The sequence below is a fragment of the Rhodococcus sp. ACPA1 genome, assembly GCF_002300195.1.
In the GTDB taxonomy this organism is placed as follows: Bacteria; Actinomycetota; Actinomycetes; order Mycobacteriales; family Mycobacteriaceae; genus Rhodococcus_F; species Rhodococcus_F opacus.
Genome location: NZ_NSDX01000001.1, coordinates 567,749 through 585,212, shown reverse-complemented (window position 1 = coordinate 585,212; position 17,464 = coordinate 567,749). Strand labels below are relative to the sequence as shown.

General features: G+C 68.0%; 17 protein-coding genes. 8 read left to right on the top strand and 9 right to left on the bottom strand.

The window, feature by feature from the left end:
• Nucleotides 1–58 precede the first annotated feature (58 nt).
• A complete protein-coding gene (locus CJ177_RS02580; protein WP_095867442.1) occupies nucleotides 59–916 on the bottom strand; it encodes an acyl-ACP desaturase in 858 nt (285 codons plus the stop codon).
• Nucleotides 917–1,072: 156 nt separating this feature from the next.
• On the opposite strand from CJ177_RS02580, the gene CJ177_RS02575 reads away from it, so the two are divergent.
• Entirely contained in the window at nucleotides 1,073–2,683 is a 1,611-nt protein-coding gene (locus CJ177_RS02575) for a serine hydrolase (protein ID WP_095867213.1), read from the top strand.
• 26 nt (nucleotides 2,684–2,709) lie between these two features.
• Nucleotides 2,710–3,141: a limonene-1,2-epoxide hydrolase family protein gene (locus CJ177_RS02570; RefSeq protein ID WP_095867212.1), complete on the top strand. Its 432-nt coding sequence runs from the start codon at nucleotides 2,710–2,712 to the stop codon at nucleotides 3,139–3,141.
• A gap of 74 nt (nucleotides 3,142–3,215) precedes the next feature.
• On the opposite strand, the gene CJ177_RS02565 is transcribed toward CJ177_RS02570, so the two are convergent.
• From CJ177_RS02565 to CJ177_RS02555, 3 genes are all read right to left on the bottom strand, one after another.
• On the bottom strand, nucleotides 3,216–4,583 hold the full coding sequence (locus tag CJ177_RS02565) for a PhoH family protein (RefSeq protein WP_025432159.1): 1,368 nt from the start codon (nucleotides 4,581–4,583) through the stop codon (nucleotides 3,216–3,218).
• Nucleotides 4,584–4,891: 308 nt separating this feature from the next.
• On the bottom strand, nucleotides 4,892–6,187 hold the full coding sequence (glyA, locus tag CJ177_RS02560; RefSeq protein WP_005238991.1) for a serine hydroxymethyltransferase: 1,296 nt from the start codon (nucleotides 6,185–6,187) through the stop codon (nucleotides 4,892–4,894).
• 66 nt (nucleotides 6,188–6,253) lie between these two features.
• A complete protein-coding gene (locus tag CJ177_RS02555; protein WP_095867211.1) occupies nucleotides 6,254–7,474 on the bottom strand; it encodes a DUF885 domain-containing protein in 1,221 nt (406 codons plus the stop codon).
• A gap of 169 nt (nucleotides 7,475–7,643) precedes the next feature.
• On the opposite strand from CJ177_RS02555, the gene coaA reads away from it, so the two are divergent.
• Nucleotides 7,644–8,576, top strand: coding sequence for a type I pantothenate kinase (coaA, locus tag CJ177_RS02550; RefSeq protein WP_005238987.1), 933 nt, complete (start codon nucleotides 7,644–7,646; stop codon nucleotides 8,574–8,576).
• Between the two features lie 41 nt (nucleotides 8,577–8,617).
• On the opposite strand, the gene CJ177_RS02545 is transcribed toward coaA, so the two are convergent.
• Entirely contained in the window at nucleotides 8,618–9,385 is a 768-nt protein-coding gene (locus CJ177_RS02545) for an isoprenyl transferase (protein WP_005572244.1), read from the bottom strand.
• 161 nt (nucleotides 9,386–9,546) lie between these two features.
• On the opposite strand from CJ177_RS02545, the gene CJ177_RS02540 reads away from it, so the two are divergent.
• Nucleotides 9,547–10,215: a hemolysin III family protein gene (locus tag CJ177_RS02540; RefSeq protein WP_005238985.1), complete on the top strand. Its 669-nt coding sequence runs from the start codon at nucleotides 9,547–9,549 to the stop codon at nucleotides 10,213–10,215.
• A gap of 6 nt (nucleotides 10,216–10,221) precedes the next feature.
• On the opposite strand, the gene CJ177_RS02535 is transcribed toward CJ177_RS02540, so the two are convergent.
• The 3 genes from CJ177_RS02535 to mca are packed head-to-tail and all read right to left on the bottom strand — an operon-like array spanning nucleotide 10,222 to nucleotide 13,450.
• On the bottom strand, nucleotides 10,222–12,237 hold the full coding sequence (locus tag CJ177_RS02535) for a thioredoxin domain-containing protein (protein ID WP_095867210.1): 2,016 nt from the start codon (nucleotides 12,235–12,237) through the stop codon (nucleotides 10,222–10,224).
• 17 nt (nucleotides 12,238–12,254) lie between these two features.
• Nucleotides 12,255–12,575, bottom strand: a complete 321-nt coding sequence (locus CJ177_RS02530) for a hypothetical protein (protein ID WP_025432157.1) — start codon at nucleotides 12,573–12,575, stop codon at nucleotides 12,255–12,257.
• Nucleotides 12,572–13,450, bottom strand: a complete 879-nt coding sequence (mca, locus tag CJ177_RS02525) for a mycothiol conjugate amidase Mca (protein ID WP_005238981.1) — start codon at nucleotides 13,448–13,450, stop codon at nucleotides 12,572–12,574. Before mca ends, CJ177_RS02530 begins: the two co-directional genes overlap by 4 nt.
• A gap of 191 nt (nucleotides 13,451–13,641) precedes the next feature.
• Here mca and CJ177_RS02520 point away from each other — a divergent pair, with 191 nt between their 5' ends.
• Nucleotides 13,642–14,067: a DUF4307 domain-containing protein gene (locus CJ177_RS02520; RefSeq protein ID WP_005238979.1), complete on the top strand. Its 426-nt coding sequence runs from the start codon at nucleotides 13,642–13,644 to the stop codon at nucleotides 14,065–14,067.
• Nucleotides 14,068–14,294: 227 nt separating this feature from the next.
• The gene (gene greA, locus CJ177_RS02515) at nucleotides 14,295–14,789 is read left to right on the top strand and encodes a transcription elongation factor GreA (RefSeq protein WP_005238978.1); all 495 of its coding nucleotides are present in this window, start codon (nucleotides 14,295–14,297) and stop codon (nucleotides 14,787–14,789) included.
• Between the two features lie 80 nt (nucleotides 14,790–14,869).
• On the opposite strand, the gene CJ177_RS02510 is transcribed toward greA, so the two are convergent.
• Nucleotides 14,870–16,219 (bottom strand): bifunctional lytic transglycosylase/C40 family peptidase, encoded by a 1,350-nt coding sequence (locus CJ177_RS02510; protein WP_061041598.1) that lies wholly within the window; start codon nucleotides 16,217–16,219, stop codon nucleotides 14,870–14,872.
• A 255-nt stretch (nucleotides 16,220–16,474) separates the two neighbouring features.
• Between CJ177_RS02510 and CJ177_RS02505 the strand changes: the two genes are divergently transcribed.
• Together CJ177_RS02505 and CJ177_RS02500 are read left to right on the top strand one after the other, a co-directional pair.
• Nucleotides 16,475–16,666 carry a hypothetical protein gene (locus tag CJ177_RS02505; RefSeq protein WP_009479096.1) on the top strand — a complete coding sequence of 64 codons (192 nt, stop codon included), beginning with the start codon at nucleotides 16,475–16,477 and terminating at the stop codon, nucleotides 16,664–16,666.
• Nucleotides 16,667–16,691: 25 nt separating this feature from the next.
• Nucleotides 16,692–17,462, top strand: a complete 771-nt coding sequence (locus CJ177_RS02500) for an FAD:protein FMN transferase (protein ID WP_095867209.1) — start codon at nucleotides 16,692–16,694, stop codon at nucleotides 17,460–17,462.
• Nucleotides 17,463–17,464: the final 2 nt, after the last annotated feature.

Sequence of the window (17,464 nt, the reverse complement as noted above, 5' to 3'; positions counted from 1 at the left end):
CCCGGCCGACGGAGGGGGCCCGCACTCGATCGAGTGCGGGCCCCCTCGCGCAGAAGTCCTACAGCAGCGCGGACAGCTCGTCGCGGGCCTTCTCCCCCTCCGGGCCGAGATCGGTGCGCCCGGCGATGTTCCAGGAGCGGAGCAGCGGAGCGAACACCTTCTCCCCCTGCTGGGCGGGGTCGTAGATGCCGGCCTCGGCGAGCACCGCGGTGCTGTCGGTTCCGCCGGGCAGTGCAACGCTCGGCACGTCGAACGCCTCGATCCGCGATGCGATGGCCCGCATCGTCTGATCGGGTACCAGCTCGAACGCGGCCTCGACGATGTTCCGGTAGAACAGCGACTGCAGTTCGTCGTCCGTTGCCAGCCGCTCGGCGATCACGGCCACCAGCGGGTCCTCGCCGAGTGCTGCCGTGTTGTGATGACGCACCGCCGCGGCCTTCTCCTCGAACGCGGAGTTCGCGAGCATCTCGAGCAGATGCATCGGCGGCATCGCGTATCCGCGGACCATCTCGTCCATCCGCGCGCGCTCGAGGGCGACGGGGTCGACGGCGCGCGTCACCATCAGGTAGTTCCGGAGCACGATGGAGTGCCGGTTCTCCTCCGCGGTCCAGCGGCCCACCCAGCGCCACCACGGACCCACCTGGGCGAGGTGCTTGGCGATCTCCCGGTGGTACGCGGGCACATTGTCCGCCACCAGCACACCCACGGTCAGTGCGAGCGCCTCGACGTCGCTCAGCGTCGACTGATCTGCCGACCAATCCGTTCCACCCATGAACGCGAAGTTCTTGCCCTGGTCCCACGGGACCAGATCGTGCGGCTGCCAGCCGTCCGCCTCGGCGATGTGACGTGTGAGGTTTTCGTCCACCACCGGGGCCAGCTCACTGAGCAGCTGCGAGTCATTCTTTTCAATCGGCATCCGCACACCGTAGCGTCCGCGCCGGGGCACCGGGTCGACCACCGGTGAATTCGACGGGAACAACGGCGGCGTTGTGACGAAAACATCCTGGTCATGGGCTTGAAGTCGTTAGGCTGGCAGTTCACGGTTACCCCGGGCCCGAGCAGAGGATCACCCATGCGCAGACATCGGAACCTGACGATACTTCTGTCGGCTCTCGCGCTCGGCGGGTCACTCGTGACGGGTTGCGGCTCCGACGCAGACGACTCCGGTTCCGACGCGACGTCCGGCGCGAACCCCACCTCGGAGTCCTCGCCGCCGCCGAACCCGGGGACGGTCGCGGGCGTCGACATCCCGGACGGTCAGATCGACCACGCCGTGGGCCGTCTCGACGAACTGGCGAACGAGTTGATGGACAGTTCCGGTCTGCCGGGTATGGCGGTCGCCGTCGTCCACGGTGGGCAGACCGTGTACGCGAAGGGATTCGGGGTGCGCGAGGCCGGCACCGATCGGAAGGTGGACGCCGACACCGTGTTCCAGCTGGCGTCGATGTCGAAACCGGTGGGGTCGACGGTGGTGGCCCACCAGGTCGATGCCGGCGTCGTCGGCTGGGACACTCCCGTGGTGTCCACGTCGCCCGGTTTCGCCCTCGCGGACCCGTGGGTCACCGAGCACGTCACGGTCGGCGATCTGTACTCGCACCGGTCCGGGTTGCCCGACCACGCCGGCGATCTGCTCGAGGACCTGGGTTACAACCAGCAGCAGGTGCTCGACAAGCTCCGGCTCGAACCGCTGAACCCGTTCCGGATCACCTACGAGTACACCAACTTCGGCCTCACCGCGGCGGCGGAGGCTGTCGCGGCGGCGTCCGGGACGGACTGGGCCACGCTGTCCGAGCAGACGATCTACCAGCCGCTGGGGATGTCGTCCACGAGTTCGCGATTCGCCGACTATCAGGCCCGCAACGACCGCGCAATCGCGCACCAACTCGTCGACGGCAAGTACGTCGCCGATGCGGTACGCGACCCCGACGCCCAGTCCCCCGCAGGCGGGGTGAGCTCCTCCGTCAACGACATGGGCAAATGGCTGGCGATGCTGCTGGCCGACGGAACCTTCGAGGGCAAGGAGATCGTGTCCCCCGAGGCACTGCTCCCCGCGGTCAGTCCTCAGATGGTGTCCAGCCCACCGCGGTCGATGGACAGCCGTCCGGGGTCGTACGGGTACGGGTTCAACGTCTCGACCACCCCGGCAGGGCGGGTTTCCCTCAGCCACTCCGGCGGGTTCCAGCTCGGGGTGGCAACGAACTTCGTCGCGATACCGTCCGCCGATGTCGCCATCGTCGCGCTGACCAACGGGTCGCCCATCGGCATCCCCGAGTCCCTCACCGCCGAGTTCGCCGACCTCGTCCAGTTCGGGGAGATCCGCGAGGACTGGAGGTCACTGTACCGGCAGGCCATCGCGCCGATGGACGAGCCCGAGGGCAGTCTCGTCGGCCAGACGGCCCCCGCGAACCCGGCACCACCGCAGCCCCTCCCGACTTACGCGGGCACCTACGGCAACCCGTATTGGGGCCCAGCCGTGGTCACCGAGAGCAACGGCGCGCTGTCACTCCAACTCGGACCCGCCGGGCAGACCTTCCCGCTCACCCACTGGGACGGCGACACCTTCACCTTCACACCCAGCGGTGAGAACGCCCCACCCGGAACCATCTCGAAGGCCACGTTCGCCGGCAACAACGTCACACTCGAGTACTACGACACGGAAGGCCGGGGGACATTCGTCCGCTGAGCCGACACATCGACGGGGAGAAGACCATGAGCACGAACTCGCACGAACCGACGGGAACCACTCGAACGGACACGGCAGGTGTCCAGGTCGTCCGGGCCTTCCTGGACGCGCTCGTCGCCGGCGACCCGGACACCGCGCAACAGTATCTGCACCAGGACATCGTGTGGCACAACGTGTCCCTGCCCAAGATCCGCGGCCTCGGCTCCGTCATGCGGATACTCCGCGGAATGAGCCGCCCCGGGGTCGGATTCGACGTGCGCCTGCACCACATCGCCGGCGACGGAACGGCCGTGCTGACCGAACGCACCGACGTCCTGATCTACAAGCGGCTGCGCAGCGAATTCTGGGTGTGCGGCACGTTCGAGATGAAGGACGGCAAGATCGCCGTCTGGCGCGACTACTTCAGTAGCCGGGACTTCCTGTGGGGCACGCTCAAAGGTATCGTGCGCGCCTTCTGACGTTTCCGCCCGATGTCATCTCGGTCCGGTCGGGCCGTGGTGACATCGGGCGGATCACGCTGCGCGGCAGGCGCCTACGGCGTCGGCCCGAACTCCTCCAGCATCTCCGTCACGAGCGCCGCGATCGGCGAACGTTCACTGCGCGTCAACGTGATGTGCGCGAACAGCGGATGCCCCTTGAGCTTTTCGATCACCGCGGCCACCCCGTCGTGACGTCCGACCCTCAGGTTGTCGCGCTGAGCGACGTCGTGAGTCAGGATCACCCGGGAGCCGGTGCCGAGCCGGGAGAGCACCGTGAGCAGCACATTGCGTTCCAGCGACTGCGCCTCGTCCACGATCACGAACGAATCGTGTAGTGACCGTCCGCGAATATGCGTGAGTGGCAACACTTCCAGCATGCCGCGGCTGATCACCTCGTCCATCACCTCGGTGCTGGCGAGGCCGTCGAGTGTGTCGAAGACCGCCTGGGCCCACGGGCCCATCTTCTCGCTCTCACTACCCGGCAGGTAGCCGAGTTCCTGCCCGCCCACCGCGTAGAGCGGCCGGAAGACAACGACTTTCCGCTGGGTGCGACGCTCGAGCACCGCCTCAAGCCCCGCCGTCAACGCCAGCGCCGACTTGCCGGTGCCCGCCTTGCCGCCCAGCGACACGATCCCCACACTGTCGTCCAGCAGGATGTCCAGGGCGATCCGCTGCTCGGCCGAACGTCCGTGCAGACCGAATGCCTCACGCTCCCCCCGCACCAGCTGCACCCGCTTGTCGGCGTTCACGCGGCCCAGTGCGCTCGACGAACCGCCCAGCAGCCGAATACCCGTGTGGCACGGAAGCTCCCGGGCCTCCTCCAGATCGACGACACCCTCGGAGAACAGTTCGTCGATCGACGAGGACGCCACGTCCAGTTCGGTCATACCCGTCCAACCCGACGGAACGACGTCGTGGGCGTGGTATTCGTCGGCGGGAAGACCCACCGCACCGGCCTTGACTCGCAGCGGGATGTCCTTGCTGACCAGGACGACGTCACCACCCTCGGCCTCGAGGTTCAGCGCGCAGGCCAGGATCCTCGAATCGTTGCTGTCCGTGCGGAACCCGACCGGAAGAACCGACGGGTCGGTGTGGTTCAGCTCGACCTGCAGTGTGCCGCCCTCGGTGCCGATCGGCACGGGCTGGTCGAGACGACCGTATTCCAGACGGAGGTCGTCCAGCATGCGCAGCGATTCTCTTGCGAACCATCCCAACTCGTGGTGGTGCCGCTTCCCTTCGAGCTCGCTGATCACGACGAGGGGAAGCACCACACGGTGCTCGGCGAACCTGGTGACGGCCCAGGGGTCGGACAGCAGTACGGAGGTATCGAGTACGAATGTACGAACTGCAGAATCCGACGATTTCCTGGGGGCGGCGGACGAACGTCCGACGCGGGCTGAGACGGAGCGTGAAGCAGTCACGTTGGCTCCTAGGTCTGCGTGGCACCCACGCAAACTCGGTTCGCTGGACCGGTCCGTCCCTGGTGTGTCACCACACGAGGGCCGGGCGCCGGCCCCCTCGCACTGAGTGTGTCAGCCACGATCAGGACCTCCCGTACAAGCAACTTCCCCGCTGCCTGTTACCCCCGACGGTACTGCCAAACACGCCGGACGGCCGTGCGAGCGGCGGGCGTGTCGGTGAACATCGCGTTACGTGGAGGCGCCTGCGGCGCCCGTGCGTGGTTAACGAGTCCCTGCACTCGCAGGCCACGCACGGGCGGCGGAGCCGCCTAGATCAGGCGCCAGTCCTCGAGCCCCTCGTACAGCGGGAAGTCGGCGGCGAGCTTCGTCACGCGGGACTTCAGCGTCTCGACGTCGGACGATCCGGCAAGTGCGGCGCCGATGATGTCGGCGACCTCGGTGAACTGCTCGTCCCCGAATCCACGCGACGCGAGCGCCGCCGTGCCGATCCGAAGGCCGGACGTGACCATCGGCGGGCGCGGGTCGAACGGCACCGCGTTGCGGTTGACGGTGATGCCGACCTCGTGGAGAAGGTCCTCACCCTGCTGGCCGTCGAGCTGCGAGTTGCGCAGGTCGACGAGCACGAGGTGCACGTCGGTGCCGCCGGTGAGGACGCTGACACCCTTGTCGACGACATCGGCGCCGGTCAGACGCTCGGCGAGAATCTTCGCGCCGGTGAGGGTGCGCTGCTGACGGTCCTTGAACTCCTCGGTGCCCGCAATCTTCAGGGAGACGGCCTTGGCGGCGATGGCGTGCATCAGCGGCCCGCCCTGCTGGCCGGGGAAGACGGCGGAGTTGAGCTTCTTCGCCCACTCCTGTTTGGCGAGGATCAGGCCGGAGCGCGGCCCGCCGAGCGTCTTGTGGACGGTGCTGGACACGACGTCGGCGTAGGGCACGGGCGACGGGTGCAGCCCGGCAGCGACAAGGCCCGCGAAGTGCGCCATGTCGACCCACAGGTACGCGCCGACCTCGTCGGCGATCGACCGGAACGCGGCGAAGTCCTCGTGACGCGGGTACGCGGACCAGCCGGCGACGATGACCTTCGGCTGCGCGGCGACGGCGATCTTGCGGACCTCGTCCATGTCGATGCGGTGGTCTTCCTTGCTGACCCCGTACGACTCGACGTCGTAGAGCTTGCCGGAGAAGTTCAGCTTCATGCCGTGCGTGAGGTGCCCGCCGTGCGCCAGGTCGAGGCCGAGAAGCTTCTCACCCGGGTTCATCAGGGCCATGAGGACCGCCGCGTTGGCCTGTGCGCCGGAGTGCGGCTGGACGTTCGCGAAGTCGGCGCCGAACAGTTCCTTGGCACGGGTGCGGGCGAGATCCTCGATGACGTCGACGTGCTCGCAGCCGCCGTAGTAGCGGCGTCCCGGGTATCCCTCGGCGTACTTGTTGGTGAGGACGCTGCCCTGCGCCTGGAGGACCGCGCGCGGAACGAAGTTCTCCGAGGCGATCATCTCCAGCGTGTCGCGCTGACGGGCCAGCTCACCTGCCATGGCCTGGGCGACTTCGGGGTCGAGTTCGGCGAGTGGGGCCGTGTTGACGTCGGTACCGGGCACAGCGGTCATCGAGGGATCTCCAAGCTGGATGCGGAAACGAATGCTCCCAGTCTACGAAGTACCCGTGAGGACTTCCTAACCGCCCGCGGTGAGGTACCCCTCACCGGCGCGCAGGACGCTGGGCACGAGCGGCTCGTCGAGCAGCCGGCGGAACCGTTCCGACCGCTCCACACCGACCGGCACCTCGCCCAGCCAGCCACCGAGCAGGCGGTATCCCTCCACGTAGGTGCTGGTGTATGCCCGCCACAATGGCGACGACAGGAACCGCAGCGACTGCCGGGCCCGCTCGGGGGTCGACAGGCTCCACCGCTGCAGGAACGCCGCGACGTCGTCGTGGCTGCGGCCCTCGTCGTGCAGCATCATCGCCGCATCCTGACGCACACCGAGCAGCTGCCCGGACGCCCCGGACAGGCGTTGCGCCTGCTCACCGTCGAATCGCAGGCCGAGGTCGGCGTAGATTTCCTGCGCCCACAGCCCCCAGTCGGATCCGACGATCGATTCGAGCGCGAGGTCCGCGAGCCCCTCGGCCATCAGGCACTGCGGGGTGTTGACGACGAACAACGTCTGCTCGAGCTGTCCCGCGCCGACCAGTCCGGCTTCCTTGCGGCAGTGCTCGGTGTGGTGGCCGGGGTACGACTCGTGCGCGATCAGCCGCGGCAGGTTCGACATGTGCTGCTTCAGGTCGGAGTTGATCGCGACCCGGGAACGGTAGTCGCCGAGGTAGTAGTTGAACCCCGACCACGGCTTGTCGCCCACCACCTCGTACTCGACGACCTCGGAGTCGGGCAGTGCGTAATGCTCCCGCACGAGATCACGCAGAGCGCTCGAGAAGGCGTCGACACATTCCTGCAACCGGTCCGCGGGGATCTCGTCCTTCGCGCGGTGGGCCTGGATGCGTTCGGCGAGCGGCCCCGTTCCGGGCAGCACGGCGTCCATCTTCCGGTGCGCCTGCCGGTACTGCTCCTCGTCGCCGCGTTCGATCCGGACGTCGAAGTACGCCTCGACCTCGTCGACGAAGCCGACGTCGTCACCCGCAAACTTGCGCCCCGAGCATTCGAGGGCGCGGAGATGGACGTCGACGAACCGGGTCCGCTCCTCGGACAATCCCGCTGACGGCAATTCCGCGCGGAGGTTCGCCGCCGTGCGCGCGAGAACGCGCGGATCGGGCTTCGGCGCGTTCTCCACCTGCCTGCGCAGCGCGGGATCGCCGGTATACGCATCGACGAATCCTTCCTCCAGCCGGTCGAAACCCAGCCCGAGCAGCAAGTATTCGCGTACGAACGAAACGGATTCCATGCCGTCCGACCTTAGTCGCAGACGCGTCTGCCCGACCCGCCGACAGCGCAGCCTGTGGCACCAAGCACAATCCGACTATGCAACCGCTACTCGCCAGCGCAACGACGACGGCAGAGATTCTGGGCATGGACCGCTCACTCCCCCGTGTACCCGAGTGTGAGCGGAACTGATGGCGCGGACGAGCGAGTCCAGTCCGTACGTCGAATTCGACCGGAAGCAGTGGCGCACACTGCGTAAGTCGACGCCACTCGTCCTGACCGAGGAAGAGCTGTACGGACTGCGGGGCCTCGGCGAGCAGATCGACCTCGAAGAGGTCGCGGAGGTGTACCTGCCGCTGTCGCGTCTCATCCACCTGCAGGTCGCGGCACGGCAGCGACTGTTCGCCGCGACCGCGACGTTCCTCGGCGAGAAGCACCCCGACCAGCAGGTGCCGTTCGTGATCGGCGTCGCCGGCAGTGTGGCGGTCGGCAAGTCCACCACCGCCCGTGTCCTCCAGGCCCTCCTCGCGCGGTGGGAGCACCACCCGCGCGTCGACCTGGTGACGACGGACGGCTTCCTGTATCCGACGGCCGAGCTGAACCGCCGCGGGATCATGCACCGCAAGGGCTTTCCCGAGAGTTACGACCGCCGCAAGCTGCTGCGGTTCGTCACCGAGGTGAAGTCGGGGGCCGAAGAAGTGGCCGCGCCGGTGTATTCACACATCTCGTACGACATCATCCCGGGCCAGTACCACCTGATCCGACAACCCGACATCCTCATCATCGAGGGTCTCAACGTGCTGCAGACCGGCCCCCGGCTGATGGTGTCGGACCTGTTCGACTTCTCGATCTACGTCGACGCCCGCATCGAGGACATCGAGAACTGGTACATCCAGCGTTTTCTCGCGCTGCGAAAGACATCGTTCTCCGACCCCGACGCGCACTTCCACCATTACGCCGGACTGTCCGATCGGGACGCGACGTCTGCCGCCCAGGAGATCTGGCACAACATCAACCGGCCGAACCTCGTGGAGAACATCCTGCCGACGCGTCCGCGCGCCACGCTCGTGCTGCGCAAGGACGCCAATCATTCGATCAACCGACTGCGGCTGCGGAAGCTGTAGGTGAGTGGCGAAGTGTGTTCCGGCACGCTTCGCCACTCACGTCAGACGCCGAAGCGGCGGTGCCGGGCGGCGTAGTCGCGGAGTGCGCGGAGGAAGTCGACACGGCGGAACTCGGGCCAGTACGCCTCCGTGAACCAGATCTCGGAGTAGGCGCTCTGCCACAGCAGGAACCCCGACAGCCGCTGCTCCCCCGACGTGCGGATCACGAGGTCGGGGTCGGGCTGGCCGGACGTGTAGAGGTGACCGTCGATGCCATCGACTGTGATCGATTTCACCAGTTCGTCCCCCGACAGTCCCGCGAGGAGTTTCTCGCTCAGCAGCGACTGCACGGCGTCGGCGATCTCCTGGCGACCGCCGTAGCCGATCGCGACGTTGACGTGGGTGCCGGTGCGCCCCTCGGTCCCGGCGGCCGCGTCGCGCAGACGGCGCGACTGTTCGGAGGGCAGGAGGTCGAGGGCGCCGACGATCTTGACGCTCCAGTTCTTGTCGGGGCCGGAGATCTCCTCGACGACATCCGTGATGATCTCGAGCAGGGTGTCGAGTTCCCCGGGGTCGCGGCGCAGGTTCTCGGTGGACAGCAGGTAGATGGTCGCCATCTCGATGCCCGCGGCGTCGCACCAGCCGAGCAGCTCGGAGATCTTCAGGGCGCCCATGCGGTGGCCGTGACTGACGTCCTCGAAGCCGTTTTCGCGGGCCCACCGCCGGTTGCCGTCGCACATCACGGCAATGTGCCGAGGGTGCTGTAGACCGTCGAGCCGCTTCAGTAGACGACGCTCGTAGATGCTGTACAGCAGTCCTCGCGCACTCACCTGGAGATCACCATGACACGCAAGAGTACGCCGCACCCGAAGGTGATCCGCGACGGCCGTCACACAGCGCACGACTTGCTGCTACCGACGGGTACGCTCTCACCACAAGCTAACCTACGGTTGCGTAGGTTAGCGCCACGCACAGCGAGAAGAGGTGTTCAGTGACCGCTTTCGGCCTCGACGAACTGCCCGTCAAGCCCCGACTGCGAGGGTGGATCCACCTGTGGGCGTTCGGCGTCTCCGTGATCGCCGGCATCGTCCTCGTCACACTGTCGGGCACCCAGGTGTCCGGGGAAGCGGCGCTCGCCACCGCCGTCTACAGCCTCACGGTGTGCGGTGTGTTCGGGGTCAGCGCCACCTACCACCGCATCCACTGGAACACCGTCTCGGCACGCACGTGGATGAAGCGCGCGGACCATTCGATGATCTTCCTGTTCATCGCCGGCAGCTACACCCCGTTCGCGGTGCTGGGGCTTCCGCCCGACACAGGACGGACCCTGCTGATCGTCGTGTGGGCGGGTGCGCTCGCCGGCGTCGCGCTGAAAATGCTGTGGCCGACGGCACCGCGCTGGGTCGGGGTGCCGCTCTATCTGCTGCTCGGCTGGGCCATCGTGCCGGTGGCACCCGAACTGACACACGAGGTCGGCGTCCTACCGATGGTGCTGCTGCTGATCGGCGGCATCCTCTACTCGGTCGGCGCGATCCTCTACGCCACCAAGTGGCCCAACCCGTGGCCGACCACGTTCGGGCATCACGAGTTCTTCCACGCCGCCACCGTGATCGCGGCCCTGTGCCACTACATCGCCGTGTGGCTGGTGGTGTTCCGGTAGGCCGGACTACCGGCTCAACGCGACACCCAGGTCCTCGATCGTCGACACCGGGCGGTCGCACACGAACCCGCGGCACACGTACGCCGCGGACGCGCCGCCGACCAGCGGCCGGTCGGCGAGCAGCGGCGACGAGTCCGGTGCGCCGCCGACCACGACGGCACCCCCTGGGGCGAGTCTGCGCGCCTCCCGAAGCAGGACGGAATCGCCGTCGGTTGCCACGGCCACCTGGATCGGGCCGCGCACCGACGCCTCGGCCACCGCGAGCCAGTGCCCGGCCGATCGCGGTGCACGCTCCAGAAGCAGTGCCACCCGGTCGAGCGATTCGGCGGCCGCACTTGCGTACCGTCCCGACGCGTCCGCGCCGGTCACCACGGCCGCGGTGACCAGCGCCTCGACCAGGCACGACGCTCCGGACGGCGTCGCACCGTCGACCGGGTCGCGGGGACGGGTCACCAGGGTCTCGGCGTCGTCAGCGGTGTCGAACCAGGTGCCCGGCCGCTCGTCGTCGGCGAAATGGATCAGGGCGCGGTCCAGCAGCGCCTGCGCGTGCGTCAGCCATTCGCTGTCGCCCGTCGCCTGATACAACGCGAGAAGGCCCGTCGCCAGGCAGGCGTAGTCCTCGAGCACCCCGGCCGATTCGCCCACGGACGTTCCCAGGGACGCCCTCCGCAGCCGCCCGTCGACGACGTGCAAGCCCAGCACCGCACGCGCGCAATCGGCGGCCGCGGCCACCCACTCCGGCCTGCCGAGTCCGGCACCGGCCTCGGCGAGCGCGGTGATCGTGAGGCCGTTCCAGGCGGTGACCACCTTGTCGTCGCGTCCCGGTTGCGGCCGCGTCGCACGCCGATCGAGCAGCGTGCACCGGATCCGGCGCCAGCGGTCCCAGTCGTCCGGATCGCGCGGAAGCTGCAGAACGGACGTGCCGGCCTCGAACGTCCCGTCCGCGGTCACCGCGAACACCCGGGCCGCCCACTCCCCGTCCTCCGGCCCGAGAACCTCGACGAGCTGCTCCGGGGTCCACACGTACGTGAGTCCCTCGACGCCCTCGGTGTCGGCGTCGAGGGCGGACGCGAACGACCCGTTGTCGGTGCGCAGATCGCGCAGCAGGAACTCGACGGTCTCCTCGGTGACCCGGACGGCCAGGTCCGAGCCCGTGCGCCGGCCCAGGTGCGCGTACACGCGCAGCAGCTGGGCATTGTCGTAGAGCATCTTCTCGAAGTGCGGCACCACCCACGCGGCGTCGACCGAGTACCGGGCGAAGCCGCCGCCGAGCTGGTCGTAGATGCCGCCGCGCGCCATCGCCGACGCCGTCCGCGCCACGACACCGAGCACGTCGTCGTCACCGGACCGCTCGTACGTGCGCAGCAGGCCTTCCATCAGCGCGGACGGCGGGAACTTGGGGGCTCCCCCGAACCCGCCGCGGTCGGCGTCCTCGTCCCGCAGCACGGCTCCGGCAGCCGCGTCCAGCAGGGCCGCGTCCACGCGGACATCGCCCTCGGGGATGCCGCCGGCTCCCCGCCGCAACTCGGCGACCACCGAGGCGGCCGCGTCGTCGACGTCACCGCGGCGGTCCCGCCACGTGTCGGCGATGGCCCCCAGCAACTGGGTGAACGACGGCATCCCGCCGCGCGGCTCGGCCGGGTAATAGGTGCCGCAGTAGAACGGGGCGCCGTCGGGAGTGAGGAAGCACGTCATCGGCCAGCCGCCCTGGCCGGTCATCGCGACCGTGGCGTTCATATACACGGCATCGAGGTCCGGACGCTCCTCGCGGTCGACCTTGACGCACACGAAATGCTCGTTCATCAGCGACGCCACCGCCTCGTCCTCGAAGGACTCGTGGGCCATCACATGGCACCAGTGGCACGCCGAGTATCCGATCGACAACAGGATCGGGACGTCCCGCTCACGCGCCCACTCGGTCGCCGCCGGACCCCACTGCTGCCAGTGCACGGGGTTGTCGGCGTGCTGTCGCAGATAGGGGCTGGTGGACCCACCGAGTGTGTTCTGTGCGCGTGGGTCCATGTCCGGCTCCTGTTCGACTACTTCTGCAGGTTCGGCGGGGTGTCCGTCGGCTTCGGCGGTTCGGTGCTGCTCGGCCCGCCACCGTGGATCGCGCCGCGGTCGGTGCCCTCGTCCACTTCCTGGTCCGGTTCGGGGTGCTCCGGCTCGAACGTCTCGGGCAGGTTCTTGAGCTTCTTGTTCATCGACCGCACCAGCAGCACCACACCCGCGAGCAGCGCGAGAATGACGACGAGGCCGATGGGCGACGCCTTGCCGAACTCGGGACCGGACGGCGTGCTCGGCGTCTGCGCCAGGACGTCCGCCGCGCCGGCCACGATGCTCACCGTCAACGCATTCACTGCTGTCCGTCCTCGTTGATGCCCGCGAACAGGTCGTTCTCCGGGATGGAGGTGGTGACGCGGGTCTTGGCGAGCTCGAATTCCTCGGTCGGCCAGATCTTCTGCTGGATCTCGAGCGGAACCGCGAAGAACGAGCCGTTCGGGTCGATCTGGGTCGCGTGGGCCCGCAACGCGTCGTCACGCTGCGGGAAATAGTCGCCGCACGTGATCTGGGTGGTGACGCGTGCCATCAGGTCGCCCTGCTCGGTCTTCCACTTCTTGAGCCACTCGGCCATCGGGAACTCTTCGCCGCGGCGGTCGTACTCCTCCTGGAACTGCAGGAGACGCTTCCTGATGAAGCCGTGCGAGTAGTAGACCTTCTGCACCTTCCACGGTTCCCCGGCGTCGGGGAACCGCTCCGGGTCGGCAGCGGCCTCGTACGCGGCCATCGATACCTCATGGCACCGGATGTGATCGGGGTGCGGGTAGCCGCCGTTCTCGTCGTACGTGGTCATGACGTGCGGACGGAACTCGCGGATCACGCGCACCAGCGCCTCGGTCGACTCCTCGAGCGGAACGAGCGCGAAGCAGCCCTCCGGCAGCGGCGGCTTCGGGTCCCCCTCGGGCAGACCCGAGTCGACGAATCCCAGCCACTGGTGCTGGACTCCGAGGATGCGCGCCGCCTCGGCCATCTCCTCGATGCGTACCTCGTGGATGCGGTCCCGCACCCCGGGCACGTCCATCGCGGGGTTGAGGATGTCGCCACGTTCACCACCGGTCAACGTCACGACCTTCACTTCGTTGCCCTCTGCGGCGTAACGGGCCGTTGTCGCGGCACCCTTGCTCGACTCGTCGTCGGGATGGGCATGGACGGCCATGAGCCGGAATCCGCTCACGTATTCGTTCACCTCAACTTCGCCAGTAGCCGTTGCCGGCTTGTCCGTGTCGCGCGCTCTCGCCCTCCGCCATCGCTGACGGCGCACTGACGCACGTCCTCTATAGTTCCACCCGAGAGTTCCGCTTGCAGCCGTGCCCCCGCTCGAGTGCTGCGAGTTACGTGGAACCGGAGCGGTACGAGAGTTGAGAGATGACGAGAACGCTTCCCCCGGGCCGATACACAGCCGAGGCAAAGTCTGCGCGCCCGAAGCGCTGGCTCGTGTGGGCGCTGTCCGCGGCGGTCCTGGTCGTCGGTGTGATCGTGGCGTTCGTCGCCTACAACAAGTTCGCCGTCTCCGAGATCGACAGTGAGGCCACGTCGTTCGATCTGGTGAGTGAATCGCAGCTGGACATCACGTTCACCGTCACCCGCGAGGATCCGTCCCAGGCGGCGGTCTGCATCGTCCGCTCCCGCTCCAAGGACGGTTCCGAAACCGGCAGGCGCGAGGTCTACATCGCCGGCGGCGAGGACCAGACGGTGAAAGTCACCGCCCCCGTCTACACGTCGCGCCCGCCCGCGATGGGCGACATCTACGGCTGCAGCCTGGACGTTCCCGCCTATCTGACCGGCGGCTGACACCAGCGCACCCGAGCGACCGTTCGGGTTATTCGGGGTTTGCGCTCCCCGATCGTGCTAGAATCGCCTGGTACACGGTTCCGGTTTGGAACCGTGTATTGCTGCATTGGCGGCAAGGCGGAGATCGAACGGCCCCGGCCGTCGAATTCTGCCGAGCCGTTGATCACTGCTGTTGCAGTGGTCTGTCGAGGGAGCCCGGCGGCTCCAACTACGAGGGAGTGATCGAGATGACCGAGACCCAGGTGACCTGGCTGACCCAGGAGTCACATGACAGGCTCAAGAGCGAACTCGACCAGCTCATTGCCAATCGTCCGGTCATCGCCGCCGAGATCAACGAGCGTCGCGAAGAGGGCGATCTGAAGGAGAACGGTGGCTACCACGCGGCCCGCGAAGAGCAGGGTCAGCAGGAGGCACGCATCCGCCAGCTTCAGGAACTCCTGAACAGCGCGAAGGTCGGTGAAGCGCCCACCCAGTCCGGTGTCGCACTGCCCGGCTCCGTGGTGAAGGTGTACTACGACGGCGACGAGAAGGACACCGAGACGTTCCTGATCGCCACCCGCGAAGAGGGTGCACGCGACAACAAGCTCGAGGTCTACTCCCCCAACTCCCCGCTGGGTGGCGCACTGCTCGAGGCGAAGGTCGGCGAAACCCGCGAATACACGCTGCCCAACGGCAGCAGCATGAAGGTGACGCTCGTCAGCGCGGAGCCGTACCACAGCTGATCTCGGATCCACCGCCGAAAACTCCGGTCCGGGCCCAGCGCCCGGGCCGGAGTTTTCTGCACTGACGCCGGTGGGCGGGATCAGAAGACCCTGCGGGCCTTCATGTCGGCGAACACGGGGCCGATGCGCACCACGTCACCCGTCGTCGGGGCGTGCAGCATCTGACCGTTGCCGACGTAGATCGCCACGTGTCCCGGCCCACCCGACTGCCAGTTGCCGAACAGCAGGTCTCCGGGCCTGGCCTGCGACAGCGGCACCTCCACGCCGACATTCCACTGCGTCTCCGACGTCCGGGGCAGCTTGACGCCGGTGGCGGCGTACACGGCGAACGACGTCAGCCCCGAGCAGTCGAAACCGCCGCCGGACGGTCCGTTGATGTTGCCGCCGCCCCACACGTACGGCAGACCGATGAACCGCATGGCCGCCTCGACGACGCGGCTCGTGTCACCGGCGGCCGCACCGTAGAAGAACGGCGACAGCATCCGCGCGAACGACTCCTCCAGCGATCGGATCCGCCCGACGTACGGCTGCGTTTCGTGCTCGTAGTCGAACTTGCCGGCGGGCATGCCACCCGCGGTCCGGACCGCACCCGCACCCGCGTTGTACGCGGCGATCGTGAGGTCGAGGGTGTCGCCCTTGACCACACCCTCCTTCTTCCAGCCCTCGATCTGCCCGAACAGATCGCACAGCATCTGACCGGACGCCATCATCGGGTCGGCGACGCCGTTGATGTCGACCTTGCCGTCGCCGTCCGCGTCCTTGCCGTATTTCGCCCACGCGGGGGGCATGAACTGGCCGGGACCGCGGGCGCCCGCCCGGGACACCGGTGAGGTCGCGCCGTATCGGAAGCCGTTCTCGACGGAGTACAGGGCCGCCAGTGTCGGCGGCTTGATGCCCTCGCACAGCGACCCGGCCTTGCGGATCCACGGCGCGAAGACGGCGATGGCGCCGACCGGCGCGAGCGAGACACCGGGGAAGCCGGCGGGGACGGACGGGATCAGCGACCCGAGTCCGCTGATCAGGGCGGGGACCCCCGGCAGAGCGGCGAGGCCCCCGATCGCGTTTCCGACGTCGGGGGCGCTCATCGCTGGGGGCTGGTCGAGTGGCGTGTCCGGCAGCGCCAGTGGGGGAACCGGAGCAGGCGGCGGAGCCGCCTCGACGGCGGGTGGCGGCGGAATGTAGGGGTCGGTTGCCTGCTTCACCACATCCGAGGCCTGGGCCACCATCTGCTCGGCCTGCACGCGGGCCGGTTCGGGGAGGGTCGACAATGCGTCGTTTACTTGTTTCTGAACGTCGGGTGAGGCCTGCTCGACCACCTGAATTGCTTCTGCTGCTTGATCTTTCACCGGCTGCGGTATGTCCGCTCCCTGAACGATGGCCCCCGCTGCGGTGGTGATCGCCACGATGATCGCCGCTGCATCAACTGACATACGTGCGCTCCTCCTCCTCGGTGCACCTAACCGAGTGAGTTCACGTTACGACGGGGCACAGCAGATGCGAGGCGATTCTGCGGGATTGATCCGTTCCCTACCGTGACCTGCGGGAGCGCGACACCTGGCGAATCACGGCTGTCGGGCACGACTGCATGCGACGCGCCGGGCGTGCGCTGCACCAACTGTGCACTCGGCGAGGAGAGACAGATTCTTCCCAGGTTGTTCTAAGGTTCGTCGGGGAAGCTGGTCGGCATGAGTGAAGACCGACGGATTTCCCGCCTGCTTCCCGTTCGCCGCGTCCTCGCGGCAGCCGGAATCGCCGGACTGGTCGCCGGTGGTGGTATGGCGGCGGCAGCGGACCCCGCGACCCCCGATTCGACGGTGGCAGCGCCCCTGGTCTCGGCAGGATTCGGCGCACCGGACGCCGTGTCCAGCGGTTCCTGAGATCGCGCGACCGGAGAACTACCACATGACCAGCGCACGCAGCGCAACCGAATGGTCCACCTGGGGTGTGCACGCACGCATCGTCGTCACCGACCCCGACGCCCTGAGTTCGGCGTCGAACCTGATCCGCGGCTACCTCGCGGCCGCCGATGCCGCCGTCAACCGGGACCGCGCGGACGCCGAGATCCGCTCCCTCGACGAGGGGCCGAACACGGTCACACCGATGTTCGCGCGGTTCCTGACCGACGCCCTCGCCGCAGCGCGCACCACGGAGGGCGCACTCGACCCCACGGCGTCGGCCCCCGCACCCCAGTCGTGGCGGTCGATCACCGTCGACGGCACCGAGGTCACGCTCCCCGCCGGCGTGGATCTCGACCTGACGGCGACCGCGCGGGCGAGTTCCGCCGACCACTGTGCGTCGACGACGGCGGAGCTGCTCGGGTGTGGCGTCCTGGTGGCGCTCGGCGGAGACATCGCCACCGCCGGGACCACGCCACCGGGCGGCTGGCAGGTCCAGGTCCAGGACCTGCCGGGCGACCCCACCTGTCAGGTGTCGATCCCGTCGGGTGCGGCCGTCGCGACCGCCAGCACCGTCAAGCCGCTGCATCCCGACTCGATCTCGTTGTGGCGGACCGTGTCCGTGGTGGCCGAGTCGTGCACCACCGCGCACGCGTCGAGCACGGCCGCGGTGGGGATGGGCGGCGGTGCGATCGACTGGCTCACCAACCTCGAGCGGCCTGCCCGGCTGGTGGATCAGGAGTTCCGGGTGATCACCCTGGGCGGGTGGCCGAGCTAGGT

What these genes read in the sequence shown, in the direction of transcription:
- CJ177_RS02575 (WP_095867213.1), top strand. Translation starts at nt 1,073, where the DNA reads ATGCGCAGACATCGGAACCTGACGATACTTCTGTCGGCTCTCGCGCTC.
- CJ177_RS02580 (WP_095867442.1), bottom strand. Translation starts at nt 916, where the DNA reads ATGCCGATTGAAAAGAATGACTCGCAGCTGCTCAGTGAGCTGGCCCCG.
- CJ177_RS02570 (WP_095867212.1), top strand. Translation starts at nt 2,710, where the DNA reads ATGAGCACGAACTCGCACGAACCGACGGGAACCACTCGAACGGACACG.
- CJ177_RS02500 (WP_095867209.1), top strand. Translation starts at nt 16,692, where the DNA reads ATGACCAGCGCACGCAGCGCAACCGAATGGTCCACCTGGGGTGTGCAC.
- CJ177_RS02535 (WP_095867210.1), bottom strand. Translation starts at nt 12,237, where the DNA reads ATGGACCCACGCGCACAGAACACACTCGGTGGGTCCACCAGCCCCTAT.
- CJ177_RS02555 (WP_095867211.1), bottom strand. Translation starts at nt 7,474, where the DNA reads ATGGAATCCGTTTCGTTCGTACGCGAATACTTGCTGCTCGGGCTGGGT.
- glyA (WP_005238991.1), bottom strand. Translation starts at nt 6,187, where the DNA reads ATGACCGCTGTGCCCGGTACCGACGTCAACACGGCCCCACTCGCCGAA.
- CJ177_RS02520 (WP_005238979.1), top strand. Translation starts at nt 13,642, where the DNA reads ATGACGAGAACGCTTCCCCCGGGCCGATACACAGCCGAGGCAAAGTCT.
- coaA (WP_005238987.1), top strand. Translation starts at nt 7,644, where the DNA reads ATGGCGCGGACGAGCGAGTCCAGTCCGTACGTCGAATTCGACCGGAAG.
- CJ177_RS02510 (WP_061041598.1), bottom strand. Translation starts at nt 16,219, where the DNA reads ATGTCAGTTGATGCAGCGGCGATCATCGTGGCGATCACCACCGCAGCG.
- greA (WP_005238978.1), top strand. Translation starts at nt 14,295, where the DNA reads ATGACCGAGACCCAGGTGACCTGGCTGACCCAGGAGTCACATGACAGG.
- CJ177_RS02505 (WP_009479096.1), top strand. Translation starts at nt 16,475, where the DNA reads ATGAGTGAAGACCGACGGATTTCCCGCCTGCTTCCCGTTCGCCGCGTC.